The sequence below is a fragment of the Arthrobacter sp. DMZ02-1R genome (assembly GCF_057747935.1).
In genome coordinates this window covers 1,483,344-1,500,959 of sequence record NZ_CM173230.1, presented here as the reverse complement: position 1 = coordinate 1,500,959, position 17,616 = coordinate 1,483,344, and the positions used below count along the sequence as shown (strand labels likewise).

Genomic DNA, 17,616 nt, shown 5'->3' with positions numbered 1-17,616 from the left:
CCCCAAATTGCGTAGTTCGTCGGCCGTAGCCTTCAGTGGCCTCATTCTGACGGCATACAGGCAGATTCCAAAAGTCAAGTGCGTCAAATCACGTCAAACTGTGGATAACCTCAGCAAATGGATTCAACGGTGGCAAAATAGAGGCATGCCCCGATTCCTCACCTTGGCTGATGTCGCCGAACAGCTTCAAATCAACTCGCCACAGGCATACGCCCTGGTGCGAAGCGGAGAACTCAAAGCCATTCAGGTGGGTGGCAGGGGTCAGTGGCGCGTCGAAGAAAAGATGCTGGAGCAGTACATCGAGGAACGTTATGCCGAGGCCAGCAGGATGATCCAAGAGGCCAAGTCCAAGTCCTCCTGACCACCGGCAAGCACCCAAAACTCCCAAGCATCAAAGGCTGCTCAAGCACCGAAGAGATGAAGGCGCCGGAGAGTCGCCGCCCGAGCTAGAGGTCTTGGCCCCGCAGTGATCGCAGTGCAGCTAGGCACTGGAACGGAACTGTCGCCACAGAAACAACATTGCCGGACCGGCGCACTTCGCCCGGCATCATGATGGCGAGATCAAAGTGGTCCTTGCCCACGCGGTCAACGACGCCGTGCATTGCCCTCTCCCCCGACGTCGACTCGAGCAGATGGACTGCCAGTTCTGACCTGTCCCGGGCCAGCATCCGGAGTGCGCTGGCCAAGCCAAGGCGTTGCGCCGCCTTCGATTGGCTTGCCCGCGCTTGGCGGCCGAGACCCTGATACGTCAGTACTGCAGCTAGCGGCACCAGCCACTGGTGGCGACCCTCATCCAGGACCAGCCACTCGCTCCCGACATGGCTCAAGGCCGCGGACACAAGCGTCCCCGAGCGAAGCTTCACATCAATCTTCCGGCCGATTGCTCCACGCAACCTGTCAGAGACCTCGATTCCGGCGATCTCCACCCGGGCCCGCTCTGAGATCTCGGACTCAAGTCCCAGCAGGTGCTCAGAGGCTAGTTGCGCCTCCATGTCTTCAAACAGGGCATCCCAACGCATTGCGTCAGCGTAAGCGGGCACCCTCTGCGGGTCAAATTTTCCATCCTCGACACTCAACTTCTAGACAAGTGATGCCTTATGTGATCAAAATGGTTCTAGATTCATTAAACTGCATCAAATGACATCAATTGGGTAAGGGGAACCCATGGAACACACCATGAGAACCATCCGGAACGACGCTGCAATGGCAGCGACCATTCTGATTCTCGGACTTTCGCTCGCTGCCACTGGACTGAACTTGACTGACCGATGGAGCACTGCAGCAGGGCGTCACCAGACACCCATGTTTGAAGATCTGCTGGGATTTGTGGCAACAGGCGTCGGCCTGGCCATCGTCGCTTGGTGGATTGCGGCATTTCTTCTGGCCGTTGCCGCCGCGGTCCTCCAGCAATCGGGCAAGGGCCGCAGCGCCAGCACCACCGCAAAGCTCAGCCCCGCCTTCATGCGCAGGCTGGCTGTGGCAATTCTCGGCCTAAACCTCGTGGGAATTCCGCTGGCGAATGCCGCCCCCGCACACGTTGAACATGCGTGGAGCCCGGATGGCGGGACAATGCCATCCAGCAGCATTTCCGTCCAGTGGGCACCAACACCAGTCCCCTCTACGCACCATTCCACCCAGCCATTGATTGAGTCCGATCCTTCGAAGATCGAACCGCGCTGGCAACCGCGAGCGCCCGCTACTGAGCCCGGTCTCCTGGGGTCCGTACCGCAGCGAACGGCGGAAAAGCCAGCCTCGCCAGGTCAGCGCACAGTAGTGGTGAGCCGGGGAGATTCACTGTGGTCAATTGCCGCGCGGCAGCTTGGCCCGATGGCCAGCGATGTCGACATTGCCCTTCACTGGCCAAAGTGGTACGCCGCAAACCAACACGTCATCGGAGACGACCCTGGGCTCCTCGTCCCGGGTCAAATCCTCCAACCGCCGCCCCGTGGCTGAACCGCCCAGACCACACATTCCGCAGCCGGCCCGCCATCCATTAGCAACCGACCGATTCAACCGAGGAATTCCATGAGCGCAACATCAGTAATCCATGCCCTGCCCGATGCACCCCGGAAGGTGACTTCGCCACGAATCGTTCCTCCTTCCCTCGCGGTCTCATCGCGCGCCAAAGACCGGGGAGGCAGTTCGTCCGGCAAGGGGCTGTCTTTTACCTGCAAAGTGGCCGACGTGGTCAGCCTTGATGGGGAAATGCGCACGCTGGCCCGCAGCATCGCCCAAGCCGCGGTCGAAGTCCTTGCCGGCACCCGTCCTGCCCAGCAGCTCTCGCGGTCCCTGGACCCCAGATGCCTCACCGCGCTCCAGCACCGGGCCGCGCTGACGCGTGCCCATGCAGCACGCGCCCAGGCTGGGCGGTCACGGCTTCACCGCAATCCTGTGGTCCGCTCGGTTCGTGTCTGCGCCGTCAAGGAAGGCGTGTACGAGGCCAGCTTGGTCGTCTCTGAAGACCTACGCTCCCGCGCCGTAGCCATGAGGCTTGAAGGAGGCAATGGCGTGTGGAAGGTCACTGCCCTCGAAATTGGTTGAGGCGGAGTCCGCCGAGAATGGCATGGGAAACGGAGAAGGACCGGAACTGGTGTTCCGGTCCTTCTCCGTTTCCCAGTGTGTGCCTGGGAGCCACACGTGCCTGTCAGCTCTGCGTGTCTTGCAACGCCCGGGTTAGCGACGCTTCTTCTTGCTGGTCCCGCGCTGCTTGTCTTCGGCGGCGGCCTTGGCGGGGTTGCCTGAGCGTCCCGAGGACCGACCTTCTACCCTGGTCTGGCTTGCGCCGTCTTCTCCGGGCGCCGTGTACTGCAGTTGAACAGGCTTCTCCGGAGCTTCGAGGCCGGCCGCGTGGATTTGCGGATCGTGATGTTCCACGTGAACGCCTTCGGCGCTGCCGTCCACGACCACCACGTCTTCGGCGGGCGTGACTTCGACTTCCAGGTTGTAGAGGAAGCCGACGCTCTCCTCGCGGATGGCCTCCATCATGCTCTGGAACATCATGAACCCTTCGCGCTGGTACTCGACCAAGGGGTCCCTTTGGGCCATTGCACGGAGGCCAATGCCCTCCTTGAGGTAGTCCATCTCGTAGAGATGTTCCTGCCACTTGCGTCCGAGGACCGAAAGGACAACCCTGCGTTCCAGCTCACGCATGTTCCCCGAACCGATGGCTTCCTCCCGATCCTTGTAGACGAGCTGGGCGTCCGAAAGGATCTCGTTCTTGAGGAATTCCACGGAAACACGGGACTTTCCACCGGCTTCGTCAATGATGTCCTGGGACGTGACCGTCACCGGGTACAGCGTCTTGAGGTTGGTCCACAGCTGGTGGAAGTCCCAATCGTCGCCGGTCCCCTCCGCAGTTGCGGCATCGATCAGGGCATTGATGGTGTCTTCCAGGAAGAACTGGACCTTTTCGTGCAGGTCGTCTCCCTCGAGGATCCTCCGCCGGTCGCCATAAATGGCTTCACGCTGGCGGTTCAGGACGTCGTCGTACTTGAGGACGTTCTTGCGCTGCTCGGCGTTTCGCCCTTCAACCTGGCCCTGGGCCGAAGCGATTGCACGGGACACAAGCTTGGATTCGAGGGCGACATCGTCCGGCACGGAGCTGTTCATGAGGCGCTCGGCGGCACCGGAGTTAAAGAGCCTCATGAGGTCGTCAGTCAGCGAGAGGTAGAAACGGGACTCGCCCGGGTCACCTTGGCGGCCCGAGCGTCCGCGGAGCTGGTTGTCGATTCGACGGGATTCGTGGCGTTCCGTTCCCAATACGTAGAGCCCGCCAAGTTCAAGCACTTCCTCATGCTCGTCCTTGACTGCCTGCTTTGCGGCTTCAAACGCCTCAGGCCACGCGGCCTCGTATTCCTCGGAGTTCTCCTCGGGGTCCAAGCTGCGCTTTGCCAGATCGGCGATGGCCGTGAACTCGGCGTTGCCGCCCAACATGATGTCAGTGCCGCGGCCGGCCATGTTTGTAGCGACCGTGACTGCGCCCTTGCGTCCCGCCTGAGCGACGATGGCGGCTTCACGCGCGTGGTTCTTCGCGTTCAGGACTTCGTGGCGGATGCCTTCCTTGGCCAACAGTTTGGCGAGGTATTCGCTCTTCTCCACGCTGGTGGTACCAACGAGGACGGGCTGGCCCTTTTCGTGGCGATCCGCGATGTCCTTGACAACGGCTTCGAACTTCACGATTTCATTCTTGTACACGAGGTCCGGCTGGTCGATGCGCTGCATATCCCGGTTAGTGGGAATGGGCACCACTCCGAGCTTGTACGTGCTCATGAACTCGGCGGCTTCGGTCTCAGCGGTACCGGTCATGCCCGAGAGCTTGGAGTACATGCGGAAGTAGTTCTGCAGCGTCACCGTGGCGAGGGTCTGGTTCTCAGCCTTGATCTCGACGTTTTCCTTGGCCTCGATCGCCTGGTGCATGCCTTCGTTGTAACGCCGTCCGGCAAGGATGCGGCCGGTGTGCTCATCAACGATGAGGACTTCGCCGTCCAGGATGACGTAGTCCTTGTCCCGCTTGAAGAGCTCCTTGGCCTTGATGGCGTTGTTCAGGAAGCCAATGAGCGGAGTATTGGCGGATTCGTAGAGGTTCTGGATGCCGAGGTAGTCCTCGACCTTCTCGATGCCGGCTTCGTTGACACCGACGGTGCGCTTCTTTTCGTCGACTTCGTAGTCGGTTTCGGGCTGGAGGCGCATCACGACCTTGGCGAATTCGCTATACCAGCGGTTGGTGTCGCCTTGGGCAGGTCCGGAAATGATGAGCGGCGTTCGGGCCTCGTCGATGAGGATGGAGTCCACTTCGTCGACAATCGCGAAGTTGTGGCCGCGCTGTACGAGCTCGGACTTGTCCCACGCCATGTTGTCGCGCAGGTAGTCGAAACCGAATTCGTTGTTGGTGCCATACGTGATGTCCGCCGCGTACATCTGCCGGCGCACTGATGGATCCTGGTTGGACAGGATGCACCCGCTGCTGAGACCCAGGAAACGGTAGACCCTGCCCATGAGCTCGGACTGGTATTCGGCGAGGTAGTCGTTGACTGTGACGACGTGTACACCGTTGCCTGTGAGGGCATTGAGGTAGGCGGGAGCAGTGGCCACGAGGGTCTTGCCTTCACCGGTCTTCATCTCGGCGATATTGCCAAGGTGAAGGGCGGCCCCACCCATGAGCTGGACATCGAAGTGGCGCATCCCAAGCGTGCGGGAAGAGGCTTCACGCACAGCCGCGAACGCCTCCGGCAAGAGCTCGTCGAGCTGCTCGCCGTCCTCGTGACGGGCACGGAGCCTATCGGTCTCTTCGCGCAATTCGGCGTCAGAGAAAGTCTTGAAAGAGTCTTCGAGGGCGTTGATGGAGTCGGCATAGGTCCGCAGTTGCCTCAGGGTTTTTTTGTCACCCGTGCGGAGAAGTTTTTCGATAAGTGATGCCACGTAAAGTTGCTCCCAGTCTCAAGCTGCCGAATTCTGGCGGTTTCAGTCTACGGGAGAGACCATGACCACGTGGCCTCGTTTCCCTGAGAGCGGAGAGCCTGGCGTCGTCCGCGGTTGGGGACGTCGGCAGAATTCAGTTTCGGGCAGCTACCGAGGCCAGCGCCGAGGAGAGATCGCCGCTCGGTGACACGACGACGTCGTCGAGCCCGAGCCAATCGGCCATGAGCCGTAGCTCCGCGAAGAGCTCGACGGCGGTGTCCGCCGGAGCGTCCGGTTCACCGTATGCGGCGCGCACCAGAAGCTGCTTGGCTGAGCGGTCGGCTTTGAGGTCAACCCGGGCGACTAAAGCATCGTGGAGGAGGAACGGCAGGACGTAGTAGCCGAACTTGCGCTTCTCCGCGGGCGTGTAGATTTCGATCCGGTAATGGAATCCAAACAGCTCCTCAAGCCTCCTGCGCTCAAAAACCAGGGAGTCAAAGGGGCTGAGCAGCGCCCGGGCGGTAGCAGTGCGCGGAAGTCGGGCTTCCATGTGCCGATACACCGGCCGGTCCCAGCCACGCACCGTGACCGGCTCCAGGCGCCCGGCGGCAACGAGCCTGCTGAGCGATGCTGCAGCAGCCTTCACCGGCGTCCTGAAGTAATCGGCGAAGCAACGGATTGTTCCGATGCCATGGGCCCGGGCTGCGGCGTCGATCAGCCGGTCCATGGCCGCCGCCGCCAAATCGGCATCCCCGTCCCGGAAATTTCCCAAGCGGCCGTTGACTGCGAGCAATCCCGGTGGCAGAACCCTCGACGTCAGGGTGTACCGGCGCTCGAACTGCTCCGTCCTCGACGCAGCCGTGACGAGTCCCTCCTCAAACAAGTGCTCCAAAACCCGTTTGACCAGGTTCCAATTCCAACCCCAGTTGTCGTGCTGCCGTTCTTCCTCGTGCCCCAAGTGCGCGGTCAATTGCGCGGCAGTCATGGGGCGCCCGCTTGCGAGCGTGTCGAGGATACGGCCAGCCATGTCCTCGCGGATTCCGCTCTTCAGGTGGGCCGCGCCGACCCAGGAACGGTTTTGCCAAAGCAGCAGGTCCTGAAAGTGCTCCGGGCGGATGAAACTGGCCTCGTGCGCCCAGTACTCCATCATGCGCCGCGGACTTCGCCCGGCCATCGCATGAAGGATACTTCGGTCATAGTTGCCGAGTCTGGAGAAAAATGGAAGGTATTGGCTGCGCGAAAGGACATTGACAGAGTCGATCTGCACCACCTGGAGCCGGGCAAAAGTGCGGCCCACCGTCCGTGAAGTCACGGGGCCGGTGGGCCGTTCCTTGTCCAGTCCTTGGGCTGCCAATGCAATCCGCCGTGCCTGCAACAGGCTCAGCGAAGCGGCCATGCCAGTCCTTTCATGGGAGATACGAATGTTGCCTAGGCTGTGGCAGCTTGGTCATTCGAGCGGTAAGCGTGGATCTTTTCCTCCACGGCTTCGTCTCCGGGTTCGCACGTGGAGTCGAGGGTGATTACTCCATATGTCCAGCCACGGCGACGATAGACAACCGACGGGGTGTTGGTTTCCTTGTCCACGAACAGGTAGAAATTGTGGCCAACCAATTCCATGTTGTCCACCGCGTCATCAAGGGTGAGCGAAGCGGCGGGAAAGACCTTGCGACGAATCAGGACCGGAGAATCGCCGGCCGGAATGTCGTTGTCGACGTCGTAAGGCGAAGTCTCCACCGGTGGCGTCGCTGGCTCCTGGTGGTTGCTGGCCTCTACGTAAATGGGTTCGCTCGCACTAGCGGGCTCGAGCGCCGCGGTGGCCTCACGGACGGCTTTGGGCGTGTGGCGGCCATGGTGGACCTTCTTGCGGTCCTTGGCCCGGCGGAGTCTTTCCAGAAGCTTGCTATAGGCGAGATCGAAGGCGGCAAACTTGTCAGCGGCGCTCGCTTCGGCCCGGATCACAGGTCCCCGGCCCAGAACTGTCACTTCCACCGTGAGCTGGCCCGGTGTCTGGCGCGGGTTGGTTTCCTTTGAAACCTTCGCGTCAACCCTCTGGACCTTGTCCCCAAGCGATTCAATCTTTGAAATCTTCTCGCCTGCATACTCGCGGAAGCGATCCGAAACGGTCAGATTACGGCCGCTGATCATGAACTCCATGGTGCCCTCCAAACAACTCAGGTGACACGATAAGGGCGCTTCTTGGGGCTGATCTGACGGACAGTCGAGCCCCTTTCCGAGCCGCTATCGACAGGTACATCTGTTCTTGGTACCCATAACCGACGTTAGTTCATCGCCACGGGTAATTCACCCTTTCGTCACTTATTTTTTGTTTGAGTCGATGTGCACTGCCGCCCGGGCACATCTAGGGGAGCTCGTTTCCGGCCGGTGGTCGAGTAGCCGCAAGGACAACCGCGCCACACACCGTGCCGCCCGCGGCCGTCACTGCCCGGGCCGCTTCAGCAAGGGTGGCACCTGTGGTGAGGACGTCGTCGACGATGATGCATGCCCGGCCCTCCAACGCCCGTTCCCGGAACAACCGGACGGTCATGGAGCCGCGGACACGGCGCGCACGGTCTCCACGGCCCAGGCCCTTTTGTCCGCTTCCTGGCCGCCGCAACGCAACGCCGGCCCTTTGTGCGGCACCCGCTGGATGGAAAGCCTCGGCCCAACGCCAGGCATTTCCCACAATGCTGTCCGCAACACCTTGGAACCAGGCCGGCATTGCAGTGACGAGCGTCTGCACTGCTATCCCGGGGCTCACCTTCTTCAACGCGTCCTTCACCTCCAGGCCTGACAAGGCACCCCGGCGCCGCAAATGACCGAGTAGGAGATGGACGGGACTGAATCCGCGGCGCCGGAAAGCCGCATTGCTGCTGGGAACAGGAACCACACAGATATCCCCCCGGTATCCAGCGGCGGCCCGGATGGCCTTCCCCAAAGCAGGGGCGAGTGTTGAAGCCAGCTGTCCCTGGCCCAGATGCTTGAAAGAAAGCAGGGCCTGCGCAAGTTCGTCCCGATAGTGGCCCGCCGCGACAACAGGCAGGAGCACGGCGCCATCCACCGTTAGCAAGGCCGGCGCCTGCCCTTCAGCGCGGAAAGGGCGCTTGCACAAAAGACGCAACTGCCTCGCACAAGCACCGCAAAGAGCCGAGTCCTCGGCACCACAGCACACACACTCCACGGGAGCCAGAACTGCCAGCAACTCGGTGACGGCGTCGTCCAGGGCCTGTGCGAGCCGCATCAAACGGGCATGATGAAATCCCCGATGACGCGCGGTGTGGCCCCGGAGCACAAGATCGGGGTCACGCCCGCGGCAGGGCCTGTTGTCATTCCCCATTCCCCAAGCATCTGACTTCTCGCCCACCGGCAACAGCACCGAACGTGCTCATGTGGAGAACCAGGCTATGTGGACACCAGGCTGCATGGAGAAGTTGACGATAGTGACGACTAGCCCGGGAAGGCCGGGTCCACCGGACCCTTGAGTTGCAGTTCCCAGCCATTGCCCACCCGCTGGAACACTCCGGCGGCCGACTGTCCAAATATCTGGTCGGGCCCGTTGCCGGCACTGATGGTGGTCAGGCTCGGCCAAGCCGGCAACAGCTGCGGCTGGCTGGATGTCAGGGACAGCAGCTCGGGAACAACGTTTTGACTGGAGGAGGCCTTCATCACGGCAACCGTCGTGGAATTGACCCAAACCCCTTGATCGGCAGGGGCTGAAGAAATCAAGGTAATCGGGGCGGTCAGATCTTTGGGGGTGCCGTCGGGATTGCGGACAACGCCGGCCACTTGCACGGATGACTTGCCATTCATTTCGGAGATGACCAGTGCGCGCGTTCCTTCGCGGGATATGCGGAAATCCCTCACCACGCGTCCGACCAGCCATGCAGGCGTCATGGTCACCGTGGGGACAGGCTGGCCCTGTGCAACGTTGGATGGTTTGAATGCCACAACCTCAGTGGCGCCGCTGGCTCCCGGCCCTGCCGTCCAGACCCAATCCTGCGGACTGAAGGAAGGATGGCTCAGGGTGCTCCTGGTTGTCAACTGACGGGCGGGCTGGCCCGGAATGATCGAATAGAGGACGGTTCCAGCCTCGTTGAGGAAGGCCACTGCCTGGGATGTCGGGGACTCGGCGGGAGCCCTCGGGTCCAGTCCGGCCACCGGCTGCATGTCCGCGAGAGTCGAGATTCTGTTGTTCTCGTAGCGCACCAGTTCATTGTTGCTGACTGCGATCTGGCGGGCAGGTGCATTCTTCTCCAGCACCGGCGGCAGGACCGAGCCATTGTCTTCCACCCGGACAAGATCCTGGTCAGCCCGGAGCTGCACGTTCACCACATCTGGCTGGCTGCGGAACGTCAGCGCCAGCTGATTCTGCATGCGCTGCCTATCCTCGGCGGAGGCGTCGACGAGCTCCTTCGCTGACAGATCAACCTGGGCTGCTCCCGAAACAACGGGCACCGATTCCCTGGCCAGCTTCATGCCCGATGGGAAAGCGCTGACGACGGCGCCCCGCAGGTATGGCGCCGGCCCGGCAAGCAAGGCGCTGGTCATCGCCTTGACGGTGTTCTTCTTGATGAACCAGCGGATATCCGGAACCGCGTACGTAAACGAAGGGTCGTAGAAATAGATGGGCTGGGCCGCATAGATGACTTTGAAGGTCTCTTCGGGGATCGCAGTACCGTCCGGAACGGCCGAGATCCGCCACTCGCCGTCGACCTGTTCCAAAGTCACCGGAATTGTCTCGGTGGTTCCGTCTGGAAACTGCGTGGCAACGCCGTCGGCATCGACCGCGTAAGCGAGGTCGAGCTGGTACTTGAACTCATTTTCCACACCCGTTTTGACGACGGTTGCCTTGCGGAAAACGAGCGTGCGTTTGTCGGACTTCCAGCTGACGGACAGCGACTGCGTAAGGTATTGGCGGGCCACCGCATAGTCGCCTTCGTACCCGCTGCCGGCGCCGTAGAAGTCTTCAATGATTGACGCCGGGCTGGCTCCGGGGTGTGGCGGCGGCGGGAAGAAGACGGGAGCGTTCGGGTTGCCCGCGCTTTCGTCCTTGCTCTTTCCCACGGGCCCGGACCTTGGGATTTGCGCGCAGGAACTGAGGACTACAACGAGGATTGCAAGAATGGCGATTGTGGCCCTCAGCAGATACCGGCGTCGGGGCAAGAATGAGCGTCGGAAACTCATGGTGCGGTTCCCCCCGTTTTGTCGACATCGTCCTTGCCAGCCGGGAGAACCGCCGGGGGCATCGCCGAAGGACCATTCGGCGTCGGGCTAGTGGAACCCTGCTCCGGGGGCGCTTCGCCCGTACCCAAGACGAGCATTTGGCGCTCGGGGGCGGCGCCGGGCAAGTGGATATCCGCCGGTTCAAGCTGCAACGGGGATTTCACAATGGCGCCTCCCTTCTTGAGGGGCAAGGTCAAGCGGAAGTTGGACCCGGATCCTTTGCGGCCCCAAGCCTGAAGCCAACCGTTGTGGAGCTTGGTGTCCTCCGCTGCGATGGAAAGTCCAAGGCCGCTGCCACCGGTTGTCCGGGCACGGGCGGGATCGGCACGCCAGAAGCGATCGAACACCCGCGCGGCCTCGGCCGGGCTCATCCCTATGCCGAAGTCACGAACTGAGACAGCGACCGCATCGTGGTTGGCTGCGACAGAGATATGGACGGGTTTCCCCTCGCCATGTTCAACCGCGTTGAGGAGCAGGTTCCGGAGGATGCGATCGATCCGGCGGGAATCCATGTCCACGATGATGCGTTTGTGGCGGGAGTTGAGACGCACTTCGGAGCCGTACTCCGCGGCGACCGGTGAGGCACTGTCGATGACATGGGATACCACCTGGAGTATGTCCGTGGGCTCGGAGTCCAGGACAGCAGCACCGGCGTCGAAGCGCGAAATCTCCAGCAGGTCAGAGAGCAAGGATTGGAAGCGTTCCACTTGGTTGTAAAGGAGTTCGGCTGAGCGCTTGTTGATGGGGTCGAAGTCATCCCGCGCGTCGAACAGCACCTCTGCTGCCATCCGGACCGTCGTGAGAGGGGTCCGCAATTCATGCGACACATCGGAAACGAATCGTTGCTGCATCTGGGACAGGGTGGCCAACTGCGTAATTTGTTCCTGCAGGCTCGCGGCCATGTGGTTGAAGGAGGCACCCAGCCTCGCCACCTCATCTTCGCCCTTGACCACCATGCGCTCCTGCAACTGGCCGGCGGCCAGCTTCTCGGAGACGACGGCGGCGTGGCTCACCGGGCTCACCACGTTCCTGGTCACGTACCAGGCAATGCCGCCGATCATCAGGATGAGCGCAGCCCCACCCGCCCACAGGACATTCTGGATCTCGTCCAGCGTTTGTTGTGCGGTATCCAAGTCGTAGAGGAGATAGAGCTCGTAGACGGTGCCGTTGAAGGTGACTTTGTTTCCGACGGCGATGCCAGGGTGGTCTTGGTTGCCGACCGGGAACTCTGTGGAAGCCCAGTACTGGTCCTTGCCCGATTCCTGGACCGATTTGCGGAGCGCAGGGGGGATGACGCGCACGGTCAATTGATCCGACGCCCGCGATTCCACCCAGCGGTTGCGCGGCTTGGTTTGTTCGGGCATGGCTTCGAAGACATATCGCCGCTGGATGACCGAGCCGTTGCCCTCGACTGCTTTGAGGGTGTCGTAGACGAGCGTGATGACGCTTGATTGATCGTTGGCCTGTGAACCGTCGAAGGTGTCCTGGACCTGCTTGACGTAGTAGCGGCTCTCAGATTCGGCTTGCTTCAGACGCTCCTGGAACAGGTTGTTCGCTATTTGGTTAGAAAGGTACGCCCCGACCACCGCAAATGAAACGACCGACAACACAATCGTCACGGCAACGGTCCTGAATTCAAGCGAGCGGCGCCAACGGCGCAGCAGGGCACGCCACAAATACCGGATTCCCGGACGAATGTGGTGAAGTCCGGTCACCACAAGCCGAGACACGCGTAGTGCCAGAATCAGGGCGCGGCGGGTCCAGATGCGAGTACGCTCCAGGATCCAAGGGAGGTTTAGTGCCCGGGCGTCGGTGTGTTCCGGGACAGGATGTCCTGCAACGGGGTGTTTGACCCCTGCCGATGCGGCTTCTTGGTCAGTGCCGGGCTCACCGGAGGAAGACTCAGGAGCCTGCTTTATATCCGACACCACGAACCGTCAATACAACTTCGGGGGCTTCCGGATCACGTTCGATCTTGGACCGCAGCCGCTGGACATGGACGTTGACCAGGCGGGTGTCGGCAGCGTGGCGGTAGCCCCACACCTGCTCAAGGAGCAGTTCGCGGGTGAAGACCTGCCAGGGCTTGCGCGCCAGGGCAACCAACAGGTCGAATTCCAAGGGTGTCAGCGAAATCCGCTCCCCACCGCGCGTCACCAAGTGGCCCGCGACGTCGATGGTGACATCGGCAATCCGCAGGGTCTCCGGAGCTTTCTGGTCTCCCGGGCGCAGCCGGGCGCGGACCCGTGCCACGAGTTCGGCCGGTTTGAAGGGCTTTGGCACGTAGTCATCGGCCCCCGATTCAAGGCCACGGACAACATCGGACGTATCTGATTTAGCGGTGAGCATGACAATGGGAACGTCGGACTCCCCACGAATCTGCCGGCACACTTCGATGCCATCCGAACCGGGCAGCATCAGGTCAAGCAATACCAAATCAGGCTTTGAAGAACGGAAAACTTCAATCGCTTGCCCTCCGTCCGCGCAAAACACCGGGTCGAAGCCGTCGTTCCGCAGCACGATGCCGATCATTTCAGCCAGCGCTTCGTCGTCGTCTACTACCAGGATGCGTGCCTTCATAGTTATATATTCCCTTATCGCCCAGCCTTTGTCGTGTTGAGCCGGATCACGGCATGGCGCGCTGCAAAAGGCGGGCGGATTGGGCTATGAGGCACGACGGCGGAACTATAGGCTGGAGCGAACGGTCCCTTTCCGGGTCCGTGCACTGCTGCGGGCCGCATCTTTTGGGGAGGAAAACGTGTCACAGCCAGATCCGGGCGAACGGCCCGAACAGGGACCGCAGTCGCCGTGGGGCGCCCAGCCGCAATGGGGTGCACCAGGGCCCGGTGCCCAGCCGCAATGGGGTGCCCAGCCACAATGGGGTGCGCCACAGTATCCGGGGCAATCGTGGGGCGCGCCGGTTGATCCGCGCTGGCCCGCCGGCGGTCCGCCGCCCTCTGGCCAGCCCCGCTATGTCGCTCCCCCGAAACCGGGGATCGTGCCCCTCCGGCCACTGATGTTCGGCGAGATCATGGACGGCGCCTTCCAGACCATCCGGCGGAACGCCAAGACCATGTTCGGCTCGGCACTCATTGTTAAGGCCATCACCGGTGCATTGAGCGGAGTTGCCGCGCTGGGCATGCTCGGCATAGCCCAACCTCCTGTGGACGGTTTCACCACCCAGTCCGAAGCGATGCAATACCTCGGCCCGGCCCTCGGCGTTGCTGCCGGGGCTTTGGGTATTTCATTGCTCGCAATGGTGCTTTCCGCCATCCTCCAAGGCGTCATGGCAATCCCCGTCGCGAGGTCGGCGTTGAACCGCCGAACCGGGTTCAAGCAAATGTGGACCCTGGCCCGCTCACGTATCTGGTCCCTTGTGGGGTTGGGCTTCCTCATGCTTGCCGGCTCATTGCTGTTCTTCGTGGTCATCATCGTGTTGGCCGCCCTCATCTTGACTGGCCTGGGACCGGTCGGGTTGCTTTTGGTTCTTCCTTTGGGGCTCGGCGCGGTCGTCGTATATTTCTGGGTCTACACCAAGCTGTTGGTCGCCCCGGCCGCCATCACCGTAGAAGAACTCGGCGTCTTCGCCGGTCTTCGGCGCTCCTGGAACCTCACCGCCAGGAATTGGTGGCGGATCTTCGGCATCACCCTTCTAGTGGCCTTCATGGTGGGCGTCATCGCGCAAGTCATCCAGATTCCCCTGAGCTTGGCGTCCGGCGGAATGACGGCCGTCTTTTCTCCTCATGCCGGGGCCGAACAGGTGACCACCACCACAGTGGTCTTGCTGGTGATTTCGCTGGTCATCGCGGCCCTCGTAGGTGCGGTTGGCTTCGCGTTCCAAACTTCCGTATCCGCGCTGATCTACATGGACTTGCGGATGCGACGTGACGGCCTGGATGTGGAGCTCCTGCGGCTTTTGGAGACCGGAGAAGATCCCGACGGCGTTCCCGGCCGCAGCATGGCCCGTCACACCGGCACTCAATCATGGCCGCCAATGACCGGCCAAGGTTCGCCAACAGGATGATCCCGGCATCCGCGCCTTTTGCCTTTCTTTTCGTTGCCTCCGAACCCCCCGTTGACCCGGACCGCGAGGAGGCCCAACGATGGGCGGTTGAGGAACTCTCCAAGCCGCGATACACGTCGGCCAAGCCCAGCTGGATCGATGAGATGTGGAACCAGTTCGTCGAATGGCTCCGTTCCCTGAACGGCGGTTCCATCAGCGGGCCGAACATCGGCATGCTCCTGATTGGACTGTTGGCGGTAGTCCTCATCGTGGTTGCCGTGATCGTGGTCAGGCCACGGCTCAACGCCCGCCGGAAGGAATCTGCGGAGGTTTTCGACGACGCGTCGTCGGTGAATGCCGAGGCTTTCCGCGTGCGGGCGTCTGCCGCAGCAGGCCGTGGAGACTGGCAGACGGCCATTGTCGAGCAGTTCCGCGCGGTGGTTCGCTCAGCTGAGGACCGCGCAATCATTGATACCCAAGCCGGCCGAACCGCGGACGAGGCGGCTATCCAATTAGGGCGCGCGTTCGCGACCGCCGGTTCGCGGCTTGAGCACGCGGCCAGGCTCTTCGACGGGGTGAAATACGGCAAGGCAGCGGCCACCCCTTCCGATCACGCCGCCGTCCTGGCACTGGACACAGAATTGTCGGCGACGAAACCTGATTTCGCCGGTCCGGCAGGCAACGGTTTGGCGGTGCCGCGATGACTTCAGCTCCCGGCAAGGCCAAGGAACCTGGTACCCCTGACCGAGCGCCAGACGGAACACGCGGTCAGGAGGGGGCCCAGGACGCCCAGAAACTCCGGTGGACCTCCCGGCTGCTTGACTGGTCGAGACGCCACATCGCCTGGATCATCATCGGAGCGATCGTCGCGGTGCTTGGCATCCTCACCGTGGCCCAAAATTCCGCCAACACGGACAAGGCACCCCTGTCTGCCCGCAATCCGGCCCCGGACGGGGCCATGGCAGCGGCCGAAGTCCTCCGACAGCACGGAGTAACGGTCACGGAATCCAATTCCTTCGCCTCCACAGCCTCGTTCCTGGCACACAAACCCGGCGCCACCGTCCTGCTGTACGACCGCAACGGGTATCTCGACTCTGCCCAATTGCATATGCTGCTGAAATCAGCCGGTCGCGTGGTGGTGGTGTCTCCCGGTCCCCGGACCCTGACCGGGCTGGGCAGCGGGATCCGTCACGCCGGCGTGGTTCCTAGCGGCACGGCAACGTTGGACGCGGGATGTCGCCAAGCGGATCCACTCGTCGCAGGCCGTGTCTCCGGCAAGAACGGGTTCCTTTACAAGGGAGCCGACGCGATGTGCTACAGCCCAGGCAGCGGCGACGGCGGGATGTACGCCGCCAGCGCGGACGGACGGCTGGTGGTTCTCGGTAGCGCGGCCATGATCAGCAACGATCTGCTGCAGGAAGAAGGCAATGCCGCATTGACCTTCCGTACCCTTGGACCTGCCCCGGATCTCGTCTGGTATCTCCCCGGACTTGGAGACGTACCCACCGCCGGCAGGCCGGCTACGCTCAATGAATTGGCGCCACCGTGGGTGGGCTTCCTGGGCCTGTGGCTGATGGTCGTCGCCCTGCTCGCCGTGCTGTGGCGCGGCCGGCGGCTCGGTCCGCTCGTGTTCGAACCGTTGCCGGTAGTGGTCAAGGCCGCAGAAACGGCCGAAGGCCGCGCCCGGTTGTACCAGGACTCGCGGGCGGTCGGCCGGGCGGCCGACAATCTACGGGCCGGCGCCCTGACCAGGCTTGCCAGGCACTTCCGGCTGGGCCCCGAGGTGGGCGCAGCTGCCGTCATTGACGCGGTGGGCCGAAAGGTGGACCGGCCGGCACAGGAGCTCCGGATGCTGCTGGACCACCAGCCCGGCACCGAATCCGAACTGGTCCGATGGGCACAAAGCATCGAAAAACTCGAGCAGGAGGCGACAGCCCAATGAGCAATCAAGCAAACAGCTTCACCGACGGGAACTACGGCTACTCAGGAGGGCCGGCATCACAGGGACCGCCTGCGCAGCAGCCGGTCCTGCACTCTGCGGAGTCCGATCCCGCCCGCAAAGCCCTGCTGGACGTCCGTCACGAAGTAGGCAAGGCCGTCGTCGGGCAGGATGCAACGGTGACAGGCATGCTCATCGCGTTGCTCTGCGGCGGTCACGTCCTGCTGGAAGGCGTGCCCGGGGTTGCCAAGACCCTGCTCGTGCGTGCCTTGTCCACCGCGCTCAGTTTGGATACGAAACGCGTCCAGTTCACGCCGGACCTCATGCCCGGCGATGTCACCGGCTCCCTCGTCTACGATTCGCACACCTCGGAATTCACCTTCCGCGAAGGACCCGTCTTCACCAACATCATGCTGGCAGACGAAATCAACCGAACGCCTCCCAAGACCCAGGCCTCGCTGCTGGAGGCCATGGAGGAACGCCAGGTATCCGTGGACGGACTTTCCCGTCCCTTGCCATCGCCGTTCATTGTTGCCGCCACGCAGAACCCCGTGGAATACGAGGGCACCTATCCCCTGCCGGAAGCCCAGTTGGACCGTTTCCTCCTCAAGCTCTCCATGCCCTTACCGGGACGCGCCGAGGAAATCGAAGTGATCCGAAGGCACTCGGAAGGTTTTGATCCGCGCAACCTGCTGGCAGCCGGAGTCAGGCCGGTAGCGGGCGCCGTCGAACTCCAAAACGCCCGCGATGCCGTGGCCGGGGTGACGGTGGCCCCCGAGATACTCGGCTACATTGTGGACGTCGTCCGGGCGACACGCGCCGCTCCGTCGTTCCAGTTGGGAGTTTCCCCTCGTGGCGCCACTGCATTGCTGAACACCTCGCGTGCCTGGGCATGGTTGTCCGGACGTAACTTCGTCACCCCCGACGACGTCAAGGCACTGTCCCTGCCATGTCTGCGGCACCGCGTCGGGCTTCGCCCTGAAGCGCAGATGGACGGCGTCCACGTGGATGATGTCCTGGGCAGCATCCTTGCTTCTGTCCCCGTTCCGCGCTGATGGTG

Annotated in this window: 15 protein-coding genes; 7 read left to right on the top strand and 8 right to left on the bottom strand. The window is 62.3% G+C overall.

Translation table 11 applies throughout. The features are described from left to right. Positions 1-145: 145 nt before the first annotated feature. Entirely contained in the window at positions 146-361 is a 216-nt protein-coding gene (locus AC3ANQ_RS07260) for a helix-turn-helix domain-containing protein (RefSeq protein ID WP_268021148.1), read from the top strand. Positions 362-446: 85 nt separating this feature from the next. Here AC3ANQ_RS07260 and AC3ANQ_RS07255 read toward each other — a convergent pair whose 3' ends face one another. Further along, positions 447-1,019 (bottom strand): hypothetical protein, encoded by a 573-nt coding sequence (locus tag AC3ANQ_RS07255; protein ID WP_488304461.1) that lies wholly within the window; start codon positions 1,017-1,019, stop codon positions 447-449. Positions 1,020-1,176: 157 nt separating this feature from the next. On the opposite strand from AC3ANQ_RS07255, the gene AC3ANQ_RS07250 reads away from it, so the two are divergent. Together AC3ANQ_RS07250 and AC3ANQ_RS07245 are read left to right on the top strand one after the other, a co-directional pair. Beyond that, positions 1,177-1,953 carry a LysM peptidoglycan-binding domain-containing protein gene (locus AC3ANQ_RS07250; RefSeq protein ID WP_488304460.1) on the top strand — a complete coding sequence of 259 codons (777 nt, stop codon included), beginning with the start codon at positions 1,177-1,179 and terminating at the stop codon, positions 1,951-1,953. 72 nt (positions 1,954-2,025) lie between these two features. Then, positions 2,026-2,541 carry an Rv3235 family protein gene (locus AC3ANQ_RS07245; protein WP_488304459.1) on the top strand — a complete coding sequence of 172 codons (516 nt, stop codon included), beginning with the start codon at positions 2,026-2,028 and terminating at the stop codon, positions 2,539-2,541. Between the two features lie 132 nt (positions 2,542-2,673). On the opposite strand, the gene secA is transcribed toward AC3ANQ_RS07245, so the two are convergent. The 7 genes from secA to mtrA all read right to left on the bottom strand — a co-directional run bounded on the left by secA (position 2,674) and on the right by mtrA (position 13,194). Further along, on the bottom strand, positions 2,674-5,418 hold the full coding sequence (gene secA, locus AC3ANQ_RS07240; protein WP_488304458.1) for a preprotein translocase subunit SecA: 2,745 nt from the start codon (positions 5,416-5,418) through the stop codon (positions 2,674-2,676). Positions 5,419-5,551: 133 nt separating this feature from the next. Further along, complete coding sequence (locus AC3ANQ_RS07235) at positions 5,552-6,793, bottom strand: winged helix-turn-helix domain-containing protein (RefSeq protein ID WP_488304457.1); 1,242 nt, start codon at positions 6,791-6,793, stop codon at positions 5,552-5,554. Positions 6,794-6,825: 32 nt separating this feature from the next. Further along, positions 6,826-7,551, bottom strand: a complete 726-nt coding sequence (gene hpf / locus AC3ANQ_RS07230; RefSeq protein ID WP_488304456.1) for a ribosome hibernation-promoting factor, HPF/YfiA family — start codon at positions 7,549-7,551, stop codon at positions 6,826-6,828. Positions 7,552-7,756: 205 nt separating this feature from the next. Then, a complete protein-coding gene (locus AC3ANQ_RS07225; protein ID WP_488304455.1) occupies positions 7,757-8,635 on the bottom strand; it encodes a ComF family protein in 879 nt (292 codons plus the stop codon). Positions 8,636-8,841: 206 nt separating this feature from the next. After that, positions 8,842-10,578 (bottom strand): LpqB family beta-propeller domain-containing protein, encoded by a 1,737-nt coding sequence (locus tag AC3ANQ_RS07220; RefSeq protein ID WP_488304454.1) that lies wholly within the window; start codon positions 10,576-10,578, stop codon positions 8,842-8,844. After that, positions 10,575-12,401: an MtrAB system histidine kinase MtrB gene (mtrB, locus tag AC3ANQ_RS07215; protein WP_488305277.1), complete on the bottom strand. Its 1,827-nt coding sequence runs from the start codon at positions 12,399-12,401 to the stop codon at positions 10,575-10,577. Before mtrB ends, AC3ANQ_RS07220 begins: the two co-directional genes overlap by 4 nt. Positions 12,402-12,519: 118 nt before the next feature. After that, a complete protein-coding gene (gene mtrA, locus AC3ANQ_RS07210) occupies positions 12,520-13,194 on the bottom strand; it encodes an MtrAB system response regulator MtrA (RefSeq protein ID WP_488304453.1) in 675 nt (224 codons plus the stop codon). 178 nt (positions 13,195-13,372) lie between these two features. Between mtrA and AC3ANQ_RS07205 the strand changes: the two genes are divergently transcribed. Genes AC3ANQ_RS07205 through AC3ANQ_RS07190 form a run of 4 tightly spaced genes read left to right on the top strand, consistent with a single transcriptional unit; the run spans position 13,373 to position 17,611 of the window. Then, complete coding sequence (locus AC3ANQ_RS07205; protein ID WP_488304452.1) at positions 13,373-14,638, top strand: DUF7847 domain-containing protein; 1,266 nt, start codon at positions 13,373-13,375, stop codon at positions 14,636-14,638. Next, positions 14,635-15,321 (top strand): DUF4129 domain-containing protein, encoded by a 687-nt coding sequence (locus AC3ANQ_RS07200; protein ID WP_488304451.1) that lies wholly within the window; start codon positions 14,635-14,637, stop codon positions 15,319-15,321. Before AC3ANQ_RS07205 ends, AC3ANQ_RS07200 begins: the two co-directional genes overlap by 4 nt. Next, a complete protein-coding gene (locus tag AC3ANQ_RS07195; RefSeq protein WP_488304450.1) occupies positions 15,318-16,559 on the top strand; it encodes a DUF4350 domain-containing protein in 1,242 nt (413 codons plus the stop codon). Before AC3ANQ_RS07200 ends, AC3ANQ_RS07195 begins: the two co-directional genes overlap by 4 nt. Next, positions 16,556-17,611 (top strand): AAA family ATPase, encoded by a 1,056-nt coding sequence (locus tag AC3ANQ_RS07190; RefSeq protein WP_488304449.1) that lies wholly within the window; start codon positions 16,556-16,558, stop codon positions 17,609-17,611. The genes AC3ANQ_RS07195 and AC3ANQ_RS07190 overlap by 4 nt, the downstream gene beginning before the upstream one ends. Positions 17,612-17,616: the final 5 nt, after the last annotated feature.

Excerpts from the sequence above, each read along its gene's own strand:
- AC3ANQ_RS07260 (WP_268021148.1), top strand. The coding sequence starts at position 146 with ATGCCCCGATTCCTCACCTTGGCTGATGTCGCCGAACAGCTTCAAATC.
- AC3ANQ_RS07255 (WP_488304461.1), bottom strand. The coding sequence starts at position 1,019 with ATGCGTTGGGATGCCCTGTTTGAAGACATGGAGGCGCAACTAGCCTCT.
- AC3ANQ_RS07250 (WP_488304460.1), top strand. The coding sequence starts at position 1,177 with ATGAGAACCATCCGGAACGACGCTGCAATGGCAGCGACCATTCTGATT.
- AC3ANQ_RS07245 (WP_488304459.1), top strand. The coding sequence starts at position 2,026 with ATGAGCGCAACATCAGTAATCCATGCCCTGCCCGATGCACCCCGGAAG.
- AC3ANQ_RS07235 (WP_488304457.1), bottom strand. The coding sequence starts at position 6,793 with ATGGCCGCTTCGCTGAGCCTGTTGCAGGCACGGCGGATTGCATTGGCA.
- hpf (WP_488304456.1), bottom strand. The coding sequence starts at position 7,551 with ATGGAGTTCATGATCAGCGGCCGTAATCTGACCGTTTCGGATCGCTTC.
- AC3ANQ_RS07225 (WP_488304455.1), bottom strand. The coding sequence starts at position 8,635 with ATGCGGCTCGCACAGGCCCTGGACGACGCCGTCACCGAGTTGCTGGCA.
- AC3ANQ_RS07220 (WP_488304454.1), bottom strand. The coding sequence starts at position 10,578 with ATGAGTTTCCGACGCTCATTCTTGCCCCGACGCCGGTATCTGCTGAGG.
- mtrA (WP_488304453.1), bottom strand. The coding sequence starts at position 13,194 with ATGAAGGCACGCATCCTGGTAGTAGACGACGACGAAGCGCTGGCTGAA.
- AC3ANQ_RS07200 (WP_488304451.1), top strand. The coding sequence starts at position 14,635 with ATGATCCCGGCATCCGCGCCTTTTGCCTTTCTTTTCGTTGCCTCCGAA.
- AC3ANQ_RS07195 (WP_488304450.1), top strand. The coding sequence starts at position 15,318 with ATGACTTCAGCTCCCGGCAAGGCCAAGGAACCTGGTACCCCTGACCGA.
- AC3ANQ_RS07190 (WP_488304449.1), top strand. The coding sequence starts at position 16,556 with ATGAGCAATCAAGCAAACAGCTTCACCGACGGGAACTACGGCTACTCA.